This window comes from Streptomyces sp. NPDC037054, assembly GCF_055606745.1.
Genome location: NZ_JBVJSJ010000005.1, coordinates 160823 through 174625 on the forward strand (window position 1 = coordinate 160823; position 13803 = coordinate 174625).

At 72.1% G+C, this 13803-nt stretch carries 13 protein-coding genes and 1 riboswitch; of the genes, 8 read left to right on the forward strand and 5 right to left on the reverse strand.

All coding sequences use genetic code 11. The features are described 5' to 3' along the window. Positions 1-104 precede the first annotated feature (104 nt). Positions 105-1769 carry a diguanylate cyclase CdgB gene (cdgB, locus tag ACZ7D7_RS14155; RefSeq protein WP_470824423.1) on the forward strand — a complete coding sequence of 555 codons (1665 nt, stop codon included), beginning with the start codon at positions 105-107 and terminating at the stop codon, positions 1767-1769. 119 nt (positions 1770-1888) lie between these two features. Then, a complete protein-coding gene (locus ACZ7D7_RS14160) occupies positions 1889-2857 on the forward strand; it encodes a carbohydrate-binding protein (RefSeq protein ID WP_470824424.1) in 969 nt (322 codons plus the stop codon). 2 nt (positions 2858-2859) lie between these two features. Here the strand turns inward: ACZ7D7_RS14160 and ACZ7D7_RS14165 are convergent, their stop codons facing one another. From ACZ7D7_RS14165 to ACZ7D7_RS14175, 3 genes are all read right to left on the reverse strand, one after another. Further along, on the reverse strand, positions 2860-3789 hold the full coding sequence (locus tag ACZ7D7_RS14165; protein WP_470824425.1) for a 1-phosphofructokinase family hexose kinase: 930 nt from the start codon (positions 3787-3789) through the stop codon (positions 2860-2862). A gap of 127 nt (positions 3790-3916) precedes the next feature. Then, positions 3917-5062, reverse strand: coding sequence for an N-acetylglucosamine-6-phosphate deacetylase (gene nagA, locus ACZ7D7_RS14170; RefSeq protein ID WP_470824426.1), 1146 nt, complete (start codon positions 5060-5062; stop codon positions 3917-3919). Next, a complete protein-coding gene (locus tag ACZ7D7_RS14175; RefSeq protein WP_470824427.1) occupies positions 5062-6006 on the reverse strand; it encodes an ROK family protein in 945 nt (314 codons plus the stop codon). Before ACZ7D7_RS14175 ends, nagA begins: the two co-directional genes overlap by 1 nt. A 107-nt stretch (positions 6007-6113) precedes the next feature. Here ACZ7D7_RS14175 and ACZ7D7_RS14180 point away from each other — a divergent pair, with 107 nt between their 5' ends. Genes ACZ7D7_RS14180 through otsB form a run of 3 tightly spaced genes read left to right on the forward strand, consistent with a single transcriptional unit; the run spans position 6114 to position 8579 of the window. After that, positions 6114-7376, forward strand: coding sequence for an extracellular solute-binding protein (locus tag ACZ7D7_RS14180; RefSeq protein WP_470824428.1), 1263 nt, complete (start codon positions 6114-6116; stop codon positions 7374-7376). 58 nt (positions 7377-7434) lie between these two features. Further along, positions 7435-7674: a DUF3263 domain-containing protein gene (locus tag ACZ7D7_RS14185; protein WP_470824429.1), complete on the forward strand. Its 240-nt coding sequence runs from the start codon at positions 7435-7437 to the stop codon at positions 7672-7674. Between the two features lie 26 nt (positions 7675-7700). Continuing rightward, positions 7701-8579 (forward strand): trehalose-phosphatase, encoded by an 879-nt coding sequence (gene otsB / locus ACZ7D7_RS14190; RefSeq protein ID WP_470824430.1) that lies wholly within the window; start codon positions 7701-7703, stop codon positions 8577-8579. 276 nt (positions 8580-8855) lie between these two features. Here otsB and ACZ7D7_RS14195 read toward each other — a convergent pair whose 3' ends face one another. Beyond that, complete coding sequence (locus tag ACZ7D7_RS14195; RefSeq protein ID WP_470824432.1) at positions 8856-10256, reverse strand: alpha,alpha-trehalose-phosphate synthase (UDP-forming); 1401 nt, start codon at positions 10254-10256, stop codon at positions 8856-8858. A 75-nt stretch (positions 10257-10331) separates the two neighbouring features. Next, positions 10332-11276, reverse strand: coding sequence for a glucosyl-3-phosphoglycerate synthase (locus ACZ7D7_RS14200; protein ID WP_470824433.1), 945 nt, complete (start codon positions 11274-11276; stop codon positions 10332-10334). 166 nt (positions 11277-11442) lie between these two features. Continuing rightward, a riboswitch (SAM riboswitch) is annotated at positions 11443-11597 on the forward strand. A gap of 18 nt (positions 11598-11615) precedes the next feature. Between ACZ7D7_RS14200 and thrC the strand changes: the two genes are divergently transcribed. The 3 genes from thrC (at position 11616) to ACZ7D7_RS14215 (ending at position 13792) form a co-directional block, all read left to right on the forward strand. Then, positions 11616-12899 carry a threonine synthase gene (gene thrC / locus ACZ7D7_RS14205; protein WP_470824434.1) on the forward strand — a complete coding sequence of 428 codons (1284 nt, stop codon included), beginning with the start codon at positions 11616-11618 and terminating at the stop codon, positions 12897-12899. Next, complete coding sequence (locus ACZ7D7_RS14210; RefSeq protein ID WP_470824435.1) at positions 12896-13174, forward strand: ubiquitin-like small modifier protein 1; 279 nt, start codon at positions 12896-12898, stop codon at positions 13172-13174. The genes thrC and ACZ7D7_RS14210 overlap by 4 nt, the downstream gene beginning before the upstream one ends. 414 nt (positions 13175-13588) lie before the next feature. Further along, positions 13589-13792, forward strand: a complete 204-nt coding sequence (locus tag ACZ7D7_RS14215; RefSeq protein WP_010035953.1) for a cold-shock protein — start codon at positions 13589-13591, stop codon at positions 13790-13792. Positions 13793-13803: the final 11 nt, after the last annotated feature.

A 13803-nucleotide genomic window follows, 5' to 3' on the forward strand; every position in this document is an offset into this window, starting at 1 on the left:
TACCGAGTGGGCAGCGCGCTGTGATTCAGTGGCTGGGAAGCTGCCAGTTCGATACGCCGATGAGAACCCTTGATTCGCTGCGAGGTCTCGGGGGGAGGGCGAGCATGGAGACCGAGTCGGAGCCGTATGTCCGCCTTGCGTCCCTGCGACAGCTGCACCAGGTCATGGCCGAAATGAACACGGCACGCAGCCTGGCGGACACCCTGCAGACCGTCGCCGACGGCGCGGTCGGCGCCCTCGGGTACGAACTGGCGTGCGTCAACCTCGTCCGCCCCGACGGCGACCTCGTCGTCGCCGCCTTCGCCGGGAACCCCGCCGCCGAGGCCCTCATCACCGGCCGCGTCGGCTCCCGCGAGTCCTGGGACCGCCGCCTCGCCATGGGCGAGCAGTGGGGCAGCCTGGTGTTCATACCCCACAACGAGGGCTGGGTCCTCGACGACGACGACGTCCCGCAGTGGTACACCGACGGCCCCGCCCCGCGCTTCGAGGACGAGTGGCACCCGGCCGACCGCCTCTTCGCCCCGATGTTCGCGCCCGGCCCCGGCGGCTCCAGCGGCGAACTCCTCGGCGTCCTCTCCGTGGACCGCCCGCGCAACGGACGGCGGCCCGGCGCCTGGGGCCGCGAGGCCCTCCAGATGTACGCCTTCCAGGCCGCCATCGCCATCAGCAACGCCCGGCTGCGCTCCAACATGCAGCGCGCCCTCGTCCGGCTCGAACGCGAACAGCAGGCCCTGCGCGCCAGCGAGGAGAGCTTCCGCCAGGCCTTCGAATACGCGCCCTCCGGCATGGCCATCGCCGAGATGGGCGGCGAACAGCACGGCCGCATACTGCGCACCAACGACGCCCTGTGCCGCCTGCTCGGCCGGCCCGCCTCCGCGATGCGCCGCTACTCCTTCTCCGACCTCGTCCACCCCGAGGACATCGGCACCCTGCTGCGGACCTCCGCCGAGGGCGGCCGGGCCGAGCTGCGGCTCGGGCGCCGCGACGGCACGTACGTGTGGGTGTCGCTGCGCAACAGCGTCGTCGCCGACGCCGCCGACGGGCCCCGCTTCCTGCTCACCCACGTCGAGGACATCGAGGAGCGCAAGCGCCGCGAGCTCCAGCTCGCCCACCGCGCCTCCCACGACTCCCTGACCGGCCTGCCGAACTCCGCCGAGCTGCGCGCCCGGCTCGCCGCCCGGCTCTGCCAGCGCCCGCAGTCGCTGCACTCCGCCACGGCCGACTCCATCGACGCGGCCTACGGCCACCCCGCCGTCTACGACACCCCGAGCCACGGCTTCGACTACGGCTACGGCACGATGGCGGAGACGTACGACGCCTACGACCACCACGTGCACACCGTCGCCCCCGAGGGCGACCCCGACGACGGGGCCAAGGGGCTCGCGGTGCTGTTCTGCGACCTCGACGGCTTCAAGTCCATCAACGACCGGTTCGGGCACAACGCGGGCGACGCCGTCCTCATCGAGGTCGCGCGGCGGTTGTCACGCGGAGTGCGCGACGGTGACACGGTCGCGCGGCTCGGGGGTGACGAATTCGTCATTCTCGCCAACGGGCTCGGCCGGGCCGACGCGCAGGACCTCGCCGTCCGGCTGCGCAACGAGATCATCCAGCCCATCCGGGCGGAGGGCCGCGCGGTGCGCGTGGGCGCCAGTTTCGGCATCGGATGGGCCCACTGCGGCATGACGGCGGACGAAGTGTTGAAGTCTGCTGACGAGCGGATGTACGTCGAGAAACGATCTCGTCCCAAACAACATCGACGCGCCGGATGACCCGCAGGTCAGCGAGTTGATGCGATCCGGGTCACCCGTTTGGGCCATGTGGAGCGGGTAGGCTCGCCCCTCTACGACTCGTACCGCATCCGCACCGCACCTGTTGAGGAGACCAAGGGATGACGCCCGGCAACAACGGCGCGAGCACGCCCGAGGACGACGACCCGTTCGGCTACCTGTACGCCGACGGGCAGGCCAACGGAGCCCAGCCGCCGTCCGGTGGCTACGGCTATCCGAACTCGGTCAACCGGGTGCGGACTGTCGGCACGCGCCAGTACGGCCAGCAGCAGCCGCAGTACGGCCAGCAGCCGCCGGCCGGTGCGCCCATACCGCAGCAGCAGGGCGCCTACGGCCGGCCCAGCGCGCACTACGCGGCGCCGGAGACCTTCCCGGGCGGCGCCCCCACCGCACAGCACCAGTCGCCCGGCGTCGGAGCCGGCGGTGGCGGCGGGCGCGGCCGTGGCCCCAACACCAAGGGCCTGCTGATCGGCGCGATCGCGGTCGTCGCCGCCGTCGTGATCGGCATCGGCGTCGCCATGACCACCAGCGGCGGTGACGACGACGACAAGGCCGACGGCCAGGCGACCACGGCCCCCACGGCCCAGCAGAGCGCCAAGCCCACGGAAAAGCCCAGCAAGGGCGCCGAGGACGAGGTCGAGCTCCCGGAGATCGACGCGAAGGCGCTCCGCTTGGACGGGGGCGCGGTGACGGCGTCGGACGTCGAGGGCGCCGAGTCCGACGGCGGCATCTACGTGACGAACCTCAACCAGCCCGGCTCCACGGTCACCTGGACCGTCAACGGCATCCCGAAGGACGGCCTCTACACGCTGTTCACCCGGTACAGCACGGCCGACGACGACCAGTCGATGTCGCTCACCGTCAACGGCAAGCCGTTCGGCAGCAAGCTCAACCTGAGCAACTTCGCCGGTGCCAAGGGCGGCGACTTCGCGAAGGGCTGGACCCAGACCTTCGCCTGGCCGACCCTCAACAAGGGCACCAACACGATCAGCCTGTCCTGCGCGGCCGGCGACAAGTGCAACGTCCTGCTGGACCGGATGTGGCTCAAGGCCGGCCAGGTCAAGAAGTGACCTCAGGCCGCGCCCGCCTCCGTCGTCACTGAGATGCGGCGCAGGAAGTCCTCGTAGGCCCGGCCGTCGAATTCGCCCGCCACCGGGGCCAGTACCGTCGCCGCCGACAGGGCCGTCGCGCGGGTCAGGCGGTCGGGCCACGGCAGGCGTTCCGTCAGGCCCGACAGCAGGCCCGCGACCGCCGCGTCGCCGGCGCCCGTCGGGTTGCCGTGGACCGGGGCCGGTGGGGTCGCTCGCCACAGGCCCTCGGGGGTGAGGGCGAGGAGGCCCTGCGGGCCCAGGGACGCGATCACCGTGTGGGCGCCTCGGCGGCGGGCGTCCTGTGTCGCGCGCAGCGGCTCGTGCGAGCCCGTCAGCTCGGCCAGCTCCTCGGCGTTGGGCTTGATCATGTCCGGGCGGGCGGCGACGCCCCGGCGCAGTGCCTCGCCGCTCGTGTCCAGCAGGACCGGGACGCCCGCCGCCCTGGCCGTGCGGACCAGACCCGCGTACGCGCCGACCGGCACGCCCGGTGGCAGGCTGCCGCACAGGGCCACCGCCGACGCCGGCGCCAGCAGCCGCTCGTAGGCGCGCAGGAAGGCGGACCACTCGGCGGGGGAGACGGTCGGACCCGGCTCGTTGAGCTGGGTCGTGTCGCCCGTCGTGTCGTCCACCACCGCGATCGTGCGCCGCGTCGGCCCCGCGACCGGCACGAACTCGTCCACCACGTCCGGGGTTCCGGCCAGCAGCTCCCGGACGGTGCCGCCGGTCGCGCCGCCCGCGAAACCGGTGACCGTGACCCGGTGGCCGAGGGCTGCGAGGACCCGGGCCACGTTCACGCCCTTGCCGCCGGGACGTTCCGTCACGTCCGTGACCCGGTGGGAGGCGTGCGGGGAGAGGGCAGGAACCCGGTAGGTGATGTCGAGAGCGGTGTTCAGCGTGACCGTGAGGATCACCTGGGCCGACCTCCCCCGTGTTCGCGTCGTTGCCGCTTCCTTCGCCTTTGCGGGCCACGATCATGCCAAACACACGGCCGTCCTCCCAGCCCCGGGCCGGGTGGACGGCCTCGTACTCCGGGACGGATCAGCCCAGTTGGGGATCCACCACCCATTCACCCCGGCGCATCACGCCCGCCACCTCGAAGTCGCCGTCCAGCAGCACCAGGTCGGCGTCCTTGCCGGGCTCCAGGGAGCCGATCCGGTCGGCGAGGCCGAGCAGCCGCGCCGGGGTCGCGGAGAGCGCGGCGACCGCCTGCTCCACCGGCAGCCGGTCCACCGTCACCGCCCGCTTGAACGCCCGGTCCAGCGTCAGCGTCGAGCCCGCGATCGAGCCGCCCTCCACCAGGCGCGCCACGCCGTCGGCCACCTCGACCTCCAGCGGGCCGAGCATGTAGCGGCCGTCGCCGAAGCCCGCCGCGTCCATCGCGTCCGTGATGAACGCGACCCGGTCCGCTCCCGCGTGGCGGAACGCCAGCCGGAGCGCCGCCGGGTGCAGATGCGTGCCGTCGTTGATCAGCTCGACCGTGACCCGCTCGTCCTCGAGGAGGGCGGTGATCGGGCCGGGGGCGCGGTGCCCGAGCACCGGCATCGCGTTGAACAGGTGGGTGGCGACCGTCGCGCCCGCGTCGATCGCCTCCACCGTCTGCTCGTACGTCGCGTCCGTGTGCCCGACCGCGGCGATGACGCCGTGCTCGGCGAGCAGCCGTACGGAGTCGACGCCGCCCGGCAGTTCGGTGGCGAGGGTGACCATGCGGGCATGGCCGCGCGCCGCGTCGATCAGCTTGCGCACCTCGGCCGGGTCCGGGTCGCGCAGCAGGGCCTCGGAGTGGGCGCCCTTGCGGCACGGCGAGATGAACGGGCCCTCGAAGTGGATGCCGGCGATGTCGCCCTGCTCGGCCAGCTCCGACAGCATGCCGGCGCGCTGCGCGAGGAAGTCCATGTCGCCGGTGACCGTGGAGGCGACGAGCGTGGTCGTGCCGTGCTGCCGGTGGGTGCGGATGCCCCGCAGGACCTCCTCGACCGTGCCGGACGTGAAGGACGCTCCGCCGCCGCCGTGGTTGTGGATGTCGACGAAGCCGGGGACCAGCCAGTGGCCGGAGACGTCCAGGACATCGGCGTCGTGCGGGGCGTGGTCGGCGATGCGCGTGCCGTCGACGACGACGCGCCCGTCGTCCACGGTCCCGGTGGGCAGAACCACCCGGGCACCTGCGAGAACCTTGCTGGGGGCCATCAGGTGGTTACCTCCGAACGGTCGGTGGATGCGAGGAGATCCCAGGCGAGGAGCCCCGCGCCCAGGCAGCCGGCGCTGTCGCCGAGCGCCGCGGGGACGAGGGACGGCAGCTTCTGGAAGGTGACGCGGCGCCGGACGGCGTCCCGCAGGGGCTGGAACAAGGTTTGCCCCGCCTCGGCCAGCCCGCCACCGATGATCAGGGTGCGCGGGTCCAGCAGGGTGAGGGCCGTGACCAGGCCGTCGGCGAGCGCGTCGACCGCGTCCTGCCAGACCCGCACCGCGCGGGCATCGCCCGCCTCGACGGCCTTCGCGCAGTCGGCGGCGTCCGCGTCCGGGTCTGCGCAGGCCTCGGCCCACGCCTGGCTGACGGCCGCCGCCGACGCGTACCGCTCCAGGCAGCCGCGCTGACCGCAGGGACAGGGCAGGCCGCCGGGGCGTACGACCACGTGGCCGATCTCGCCCGCGAAGCCGTGCGCGCCCGCCTCCACCCGGCCGTCGACGCCGATCGCGCCCGCGATGCCGGTGCCCAGTGCCACGAACAGGAACCGGTCGGCGCCCCGGCCCGCCCCGACCCGGCCCTCGGCGAGGCCGCCGGTGCGCACGTCGTGCCCGAGGGCGACCGGTACGCCGCCGAGCCGCTCGGCGAGCAGCGCCCGCAGCGGTACGTCGCGCCAGCCGAGGTTGGCCGCGTACGCGGCGACGCCCGCCGCCTCGTCCACGATGCCGGGCACGGCGACGCCGGCCGCGGCCGCGGGCCCGCCGAGACGCGTCTCGCCGTGCGCGCGCAGTTCGGCCGCGAAGCCGAGGATCTCCGCGACCACGGCGTCCGGTCCGCGCTCGCGGCCCGTCGCCCGGCGGGCCCGGTGGAGCAGCTCGCCGTCCGCCCCGACCAGGGCGGCCTTCATCCCGGTGCCGCCCACGTCGAGGGCGATGACATGTCTCACGGGGACAGTGTGGCCCGACGACCCGCAAGAGGTCTAGTCCACTCACGTGGTGTAGACCTTATGGCCGGTTTCGAAAATTTTCGCCAAGAGTCCGGGAGAGCAGAGCAGTGCAGCGGCGTAGGACAGGAACGATCGCGGTGGTGTCCGCACTGGGCATGACGGCGGTCCTCGGCGGCTGCGGACTCGGCGGCACGGACGAGGTGACGCTGAGGCTCGTCGCCGCCGACTACGGGGACGACGCGGGCAGCAGCTCCCAGAAGTACTGGGACGAGCTGGTCAGCGCCTACGAGGCGAAGCACCCCGGGGTGAACGTCGACGTCAGCGTGTACTCCTGGAACGACGTCGACCGCGAGGTCAAGGCCATGGTCGACGCCGGCAAGGCCCCCGACATGGCGCAGATCGGCGCGTACGCCGACTACGCGGCGAAAGACTTGCTCTACCGGGCCGACGACGTGCTCTCCATACCCGTCCAGGCCAACTTCGTCTCGCAGCTGGCCGTCGCGGGGCAGGTGAACTCCGTGCAGTACGGGATGCCGTTCGCCTCCTCCACGCGCGTCCTCTTCTACAACAGGACCCTCTTCGCCGAGGCCGGCCTCACCCCGCCCACCACGTGGGACGAACTCGCCGACGCCGCCGCCGCGCTCAAGGCCGAGGGCGTCAAGTACCCGTACGCGCTGCCGCTCGGGCCCGAGGAGGCGCAGGCCGAGACCATGCAGTGGATGCTGAGCGGCGGGGGCGGCTACACCGACACCGTCGGCAGCTACGGCATCGACTCCCCGCAGAACGTCCACACGTTCACGTGGCTCAAGGAGGAACTGGTCGGCAAGGGACTGACCGGGCCCGTCGCGCCGGGCGAGCTGAACCGCGCCGACGCGTTCGAGGCGTTCGCGGCCGGGGACGTCGGCATGCTCAACGGGCATCCCTCGCTGATGGAGGCCGCTGCCGCCAAGGGCGTGAAGTTCGGCATGGTCCCCACGCCCGGCGCCGAGGGCGAGAGCCGGGCCACGCTGGGCGTCGCCGACTGGATGACCGCCTTCAAGCAGAACGGCCACCGGGACGAGATCGGGGACTTCCTCGACTTCGTCTACGAGGACGAGAACGTGCTGGAGTTCTCCCGGCGGTACGACCTGCTGCCCGTCACCAGCTCGGCGTTCGACACGATGAGCGCCGCGCGGCGGGACGCGGAGCTGCGGCCGTTCCTGGAGGAACTCCAGTTGTCCGAGATGTATCCCGTGGGACAGACCTCCTGGGCCGAGGTCAGCGCCGCCGTGAAGAAGCAGGTGGCGCAGGCGGTCCGGCCCGGCGGTGATCCGGAGGACGTGCTCGGGCGGCTGCAGTCGTTGGCGATGCGGGCCGAGAGCGCGGAGTGAACACGGAGTGAGGCGGGCGCCGGCCGCCGTGTCAGTGGCCGGCGTTAGCGTTGCTGGTATGGACGCGGGCGACGTGGGACTGGGGGCGCGGGAACAGGACATTCTCGCGCTGGAGCGGCGTGGGTTCTCCGGGCCCGGGGCCAAGGAGCGGGCCATACGGGAGGAGCTGGGGCTGGCGCCCGTGCGGTACTACCAGCTGCTCAACGCCCTGCTCGACGACCCACGCGCGCTGGCCCTCGATCCCGTGACGGTGAACCGGCTGAGACGCGTGCGGGACGCTCGGCGCGCTGAGCGCTGAGTGGGGCGCGTGGATAGGCTCGCCGTATGGGCAGCCACACGGACTCCACGGACCCCACGGAAACCGATCTCGCTCGGCCCCTGCCGACGCCCTCCACCGCGGCCGGGCGCAGCGGCCTCGACGCCATCCTGCGGCGGCCCGGCAAGGCCGTCGTCGCGCTCGACTTCGACGGGACGCTCGCGCCGATCGTCGCCGACCCGGAGCAGGCGCGGGCGCACCCCGACGCCGTGCCGGTGCTGGCCGCGCTCGCCCCGAAGGTCGCCGCCGTCGCGGTGGTCACCGGACGGCCCGCGGAGGTCGCGGTGCGGTACGGGGGCTTCGCCGGGGTGGCCGGCCTCGAACACCTGGTGGTGCTCGGGCACTACGGCGCCGAGCGGTGGGAGGCCGCGAGCGGGGAGATCGTCGCGCCCGAGCCCCATCCCGGTGTCGGGGCGGCGCTGGGGGAGTTGCCGGGGCTGCTGGGTGAGCTGGGCGTCGCCGACGGTGCCTGGGTCGAGGAGAAGGGGCGGGCCTTCGCCGTGCACACGCGGCGGGCCGCCGATCCGCAGGCGGCGTTCGAGGCGCTGCGCGAGCCGCTGGCCGGGCTGGCGGCGGAGCACGGGCTGATCGTGGAGCCGGGGCGCATGGTGCTGGAGCTCCGGCCGCCGGGGATGGACAAGGGCGTGGCCCTCAGCGACTTCGTGTCGTCGATCGGGGCCGAGGCCGTGCTGTACGGCGGTGACGACCTGGGGGATCTGCCGGCGTTCGGGGCCGTGGAGCGGCTGCGGGAGGCGGGGACGCCGGGGGTGCTGGTGTGCAGCGGCAGCGACGAGGTGCCGGAGCTGCGGCGGCGGGCGGATGTGGTGGTGGACGGGCCGGAGGGCGTGGTCGGCCTCCTGGGGGCGCTGGCGGCGCGGCTGCCGTGAGCGACGCGGGGCGCCGGCCGCGCGGGCGTCGGGGGCGTCGGCGGGGGTGTGGCTGGCGTGACGTCGCGGTCGGGTGCGTCGTGGTGCCGCACAAGCTGCGGGGCAGTCGTGCCTCCCCCAGTGCCCCAAGGGCCTGGGGGTACCCCCAGGCGGCACGGGTGGGCGCAGCGGCACCCCGCAGCGCCGGGCCGCGTCACCCACCCGGCCTCCGCTGCAACGCCGGTTCACCTCGTAACGCCGGGCCCCGTGGCCCACCTGCGTCGGTCGCGTCGCCCGTCAGCCCCGCAGCGCCTCCACCTGCTCCAGGAACCACCTCGTCGGCGGCAGCGCGGTCGCCGACGCCGACAACCGCTTCGACCGCTCCCCCCGCTCACCCGCCGGCATCGACAACGCCTCCCGCAGTGCCCCCGCCGTACCGACCACGTCGTACGGGTTCACCCCGATCGCGTCCTCGCCCAGTTCCTCCCACGCCCCCGCCTCCCGCGACAGCACCAGCGCGCAGCCGCCGTCGGACAGCAGCGGGATCTCCTTCGCGACGAGGTTCATGCCGTCCCGGATGGGGTTCACCAGGGCCACGTCGGCCAGCCGGTACGCCGCCAGGGAGCGGGCGAAGTCGTCCTTCACGTGCAGCACGACCGGCGTCCAGCCGGCCGTGCCGAAGGCCGAGTTGATCTCGTCCGCGACGCGCCGCACCTCGGCGGTGTAGTCCCGGTACACCGCGAGGTCCTGCCTCGACGGGTAGGCGAAGGCCACGTGGACGACGCGTTCGCGCCACTCCGGGTGCTCCGCCAGGAGGTGGCGGTAGGCCAGCAGTCCCCGGACGATGTTCTTCGACAGTTCCGTGCGGTCCACGCGGACGATCGTGCGGCGCGGGGTGCCGTCGGGGGCCGTGCCGATCTCCTCGCGCAAGTCCCGGATGCGGTCCTCGACGTCCGGCTCGTGGGCGCGGGTGCGCAGGAAGTCCGCGTCGACTCCCAGGCCGTGCACGCCGATCCGCGTGTTCCCCGTTCCGTCGGCGAACGCCTCGCAGCACGCCGTGAACGCGTCCGCCCAGCGCCGCGTGAGGAAGCCGAGGCGGTCGGCGCCGAGCATGCCGCGCAGGACCTTCGCGGCGATGTCGTCCGGCAGCATCCGGAAGTACTCCGGCGGCGCCCACGGCGTGTGCGAGAAATGGCCGATCCTCAGGTCCGGGCGCAGTTCGCGCAGCATGCCCGGGACCAGCGTCAGGTGGTAGTCCTGGATCACCGCCGTGGCGCCTTCGGCCGCCTCCTGGGCCAGCGCCTCGGCGAAGGCCCGGTTGTACGTCTCGTAGGACTCCCACTGGCGGCGGAACTCCGCGTCGAAGACCGGCTCCAGCGGGGTCTGGTAGAGCATGTGGTGCACGAACCACAGCACGGAGTTGGCGACGCCGTTGTACGCGTCCGCGTGGACGTCCGCCGGGATGTCCAGCATGCGCACGCCGGGCTCGCCCGCGCCGCGGCGCACCGCCTCGCGGTCGCCGTCCGAGAGGGCCGAGCACACCCACAGCGCGTCCGCGTCGGAGCCGATCGCGGAGAGTCCGGAGACGAGGCCCCCGCCGCCGCGTTTCGCGTGCAGCGAGCCGTCCTCGCGTACTTCGTACGAGACCGGGCCGCGGTTGGACGCGACCAGCACCTGAGCAGCCTGCGTGGAAGCCATAAGCCTCAACCTAGCCCAGCCGGGAAACGCTCAAACGTACGGTGCGGCCGCGTGGCCGGTCGTATACGCCGGCCCTCACGCGACCTTCCGCGCGGCGTACTCCGCGATCTCCACCATGGGGGGCCGCTCCTCGGTGTCGACCGAGAACGTGCGCGGCTCGAAGCCCTCCTCGCCGCGCTCGAACTGGGTCAGGGCCGGGCGGATCAGGTGGCCGCGGGCCAGCCGGAGCTGGGCCGTGCGGTAGATCGCGGCGGACATCCGGCCCAGGGCCTGGCCGTCCTGGTGGCGGTGCCTGCGCACGCCGACGTCGACCTGCGCCAGCGCGTCGAGGCCCACCAGGTGCAGGGCGTCGACCAGCATGCCCAGCTCCACGCCGTAGCCGACGGGGAAGGGCAGCTGTTCGAGGAGGCCGCGGCGGGCCGCGTACTCGCCGCCGAGGGGCTGGACGAAGCCCGCGAGCTGGGGCCAGTGCATGTTGAGCAGGGGGCGGGCCATCAGTTCCGTGACCCGGCCGCCCTGGCCGGCCGCCGAGCCGAGCGGGCGGTCGTACATCGCCTTGACCAGGTCCACGTCCGGGTCCGTGAGCAGCGGGCCCACGATGCCCGAGACGAAGTCGGAGGAGAAGTCCTTCAGGTCGGCGTCGACGAAGCAGACGATGTCCCCGCGCGTGACCAGCAGCGAGCGCCACAGCACCTCGCCCTTGCCGGGGACGGCCGGGAGGCGGGGCAGGATCTCGTCGCGGTGCACCACCGTCGCGCCGGCGGCGGCCGCCACCTCGGAGGTGCGGTCGGTGGAGCCCGAGTCGACGACGACTATCTCGTCCACGAGGGGCACCTGGCGCATCAGGTCGTGGCGGACGACCGCGACGATGTCGCCGACCGTCTCCTCCTCGTTCAGGGCGGGCAGGACGACGCTGACCGACTGCCCCGTGGCGCGCTTCGCGGCCAGGAGCTGGTGCAGCGGGCGATCGTTCACAGACCAGGAGCGTGCAGTCAGCCAGCGCTCGACTTCTTCCAGCACGGTCGGTGGCTCCTCTGCGTTCTCTCGGCGAGGCGGTGTGATCCATCTCGCGGTTCGGACGACTATCTCAACTGTCCTGGCCGTCGGTTACAGTCTTGAACAACGCGGATGACCATCGCATGTCGGGGGTCCCGACCCGTCGGCCGCGTGATCAACAACCACATACAGCTCATCCAGAGGGGCAGAGGGAAACGGCCCGATGAAGCCCCGGCAACCCTCCAGCCGGTCTCGTAGATCATTGTCGATCGCTCCGCGAGGCTCCCGGCTAGGGAAGGTGCCAAATCCGTCTCACGGCGAAATGCGTCGTGAGGAAGATGAGGAGAAAGGGCCTCGCCTCACATGGCTGTGCAGACTGTTGCAAGCACCACGAATTCCGTCGACCTGGGCCCTGCCGCGGCGCTTTCCTGCCGGGAGTGCGGCCACCGCGTGCCCCTCGGCCCGGTCTTCGCGTGCGAGGAGTGTTTCGGCCCGCTGGAGATCGCCTACGACTTCTCGGCGTACGACACCGAGGAACTCCGCGCGCGCATCACGGCGGGGCCCGCGAACATCTGGCGCTACGCGCCGCTGCTGCCCGTCCCCGCCGATGTGGCGGACAAGCCGAACATCAACCCCGGCTGGACCAAGCTGGTCAAGGCCGACAACCTCGCCCGCGAGCTGGGCGTCGACGCCGGCAAGCTGTTCGTCAAGGACGACTCGGGCAACCCGACGCACTCCTTCAAGGACCGCGTCGTCGCGCAGGCCCTGGAGGCCGCCCGCGCCTTCGGCTTCACGACGCTGAGCTGCTCCTCCACCGGCAACCTCGCCGGTGCCGTCGGCGCCGCCGCCGCCCGCGCCGGCTTCCGCTCCTGCGTGTTCATCCCGCACGACCTGGAGCAGGGCAAGATCGTCATGGCCGCGGTCTACGGCGGCGAGCTCGTCGGCATCGAGGGCAACTACGACGACGTGAACCGCTTCTGCTCCGAGCTGATCGGCGACCCGGCCGGCGAGGGCTGGGGCTTCGTCAACGTCAACCTGCGGCCGTACTACGCGGAGGGTTCCAAGACCCTCGCCTACGAGATCTGCGAGCAGCTCGGGTGGGAGCTGCCCGACCAGCTCGTCGTGCCCATCGCCTCCGGCTCCCAGCTCACGAAGATCGACAAGGGTCTCAAGGAGCTGATCGAGCTCGGCCTCGTGGCGGACAAGCCGTACAAGATCTTCGGCGCGCAGGCCGAGGGCTGCTCGCCGGTGTCCGCCGCCTTCAAGGCCGGCCACGACGTCGTCCGCCCGCAGAAGCCGAACACCATCGCCAAGTCGCTGGCCATCGGCAACCCGGCCGACGGGCCCTACGTCCTCGACATCGCGCGGCGCACCGGCGGTGCCGTGGAGGACGTCACCGACGAGCAGGTCGTCGACGCGATCAAGCTGCTGGCGCGCACGGAGGGCATCTTCGCGGAGACCGCCGGTGGCGTGACCGTGGGTGTCACCCGCAAGCTGATCGAGAACGGCGTCCTGGACCCGACGCTGACGACCGTCGTGCTGAACACCGGCGACGGCCTCAAGACCCTCGACGCGGTGGCCGGCACCGGCCTCACCGCCACCATCCGCCCGAACCTGGACTCCTTCCGAGAGGCTGGCCTCGCATGAGCGTGACCGTTCGCATCCCCACCATCCTGCGCACCTACACCGGCGGGCAGGCCGAGGTCGCCGCCGAGGGCGCCACGCTCGGCGAGGTCATCGCCGACCTGGAGAAGAACCACACGGGCATCGCCGCCCGCGTCCTGGACGACCAGGGCAAGCTGCGCCGCTTCGTCAACGTGTACGTCAACGACGACGACGTCCGCTTCGAGCAGGGCCTGGACACCGCGACGCCCGACGGCGCCGGCGTCTCCATCATCCCGGCGGTCGCCGGCGGCTGCTGAGCCCCCGATCACCGACCGTTCGTCTGATTGCCCCCTCCGTGAGAGAAACGGAGGGGGCAATTCTGCATGGTTGAGCACGGTAGAGTTGGGGAACCGGATGCGATCCCTATGCCACGCGCATATGAGCCCCGGTTCCGCATGCGACGAGAAGTAGCCAAAGTGTGTGGCTGCTTTGCGACTTTCGCGCCTTTTGTGGGGCCCGACTTGCCCTGAATTCGGGCGAATTCTCACTACATTCCGGACCGTGTCCGTCCAGATTTCTCGTCCGATTGACCTGTTGCAGACGGCAGTTGGACAGATACATTCGGCCGCGGTCGACGCGTTCCGGCGCACACCCCCACCGTGGCGGGTGAGGTCTGACCCGGATCCGCGAAGTGTGGATCTGTGCAAGGGCCAGTAATAGGGGAGTTAGGCATGGCTCAGGGCACCGTCAAGTGGTTCAACGCGGAGAAGGGGTACGGCTTCATCGCGGTCGACGGTGGTGCGGATGTTTTCGTCCACTACAGCGCGATCCAGATGGACGGCTACCGCACCCTGGAAGAGGGCCAGCGGGTCGAGTTCGAGATCTCGCAGGGTCAGAAGGGCCCGCAGGCCGACATGGTCCGCGTCTCTGCCTGAACGCGCGCGAC

Excerpts from the sequence above, each read along its gene's own strand:
- nagA (WP_470824426.1), bottom strand. The coding sequence starts at position 5,062 with ATGGCCCCCAGCAAGGTTCTCGCAGGTGCCCGGGTGGTTCTGCCCACC.
- cdgB (WP_470824423.1), top strand. The coding sequence starts at position 105 with ATGGAGACCGAGTCGGAGCCGTATGTCCGCCTTGCGTCCCTGCGACAG.
- ACZ7D7_RS14195 (WP_470824432.1), bottom strand. The coding sequence starts at position 10,256 with ATGGCTTCCACGCAGGCTGCTCAGGTGCTGGTCGCGTCCAACCGCGGC.
- thrC (WP_470824434.1), top strand. The coding sequence starts at position 11,616 with ATGGCTGTGCAGACTGTTGCAAGCACCACGAATTCCGTCGACCTGGGC.
- ACZ7D7_RS14160 (WP_470824424.1), top strand. The coding sequence starts at position 1,889 with ATGACGCCCGGCAACAACGGCGCGAGCACGCCCGAGGACGACGACCCG.
- otsB (WP_470824430.1), top strand. The coding sequence starts at position 7,701 with ATGGGCAGCCACACGGACTCCACGGACCCCACGGAAACCGATCTCGCT.
- ACZ7D7_RS14185 (WP_470824429.1), top strand. The coding sequence starts at position 7,435 with ATGGACGCGGGCGACGTGGGACTGGGGGCGCGGGAACAGGACATTCTC.
- ACZ7D7_RS14210 (WP_470824435.1), top strand. The coding sequence starts at position 12,896 with ATGAGCGTGACCGTTCGCATCCCCACCATCCTGCGCACCTACACCGGC.
- ACZ7D7_RS14215 (WP_010035953.1), top strand. The coding sequence starts at position 13,589 with ATGGCTCAGGGCACCGTCAAGTGGTTCAACGCGGAGAAGGGGTACGGC.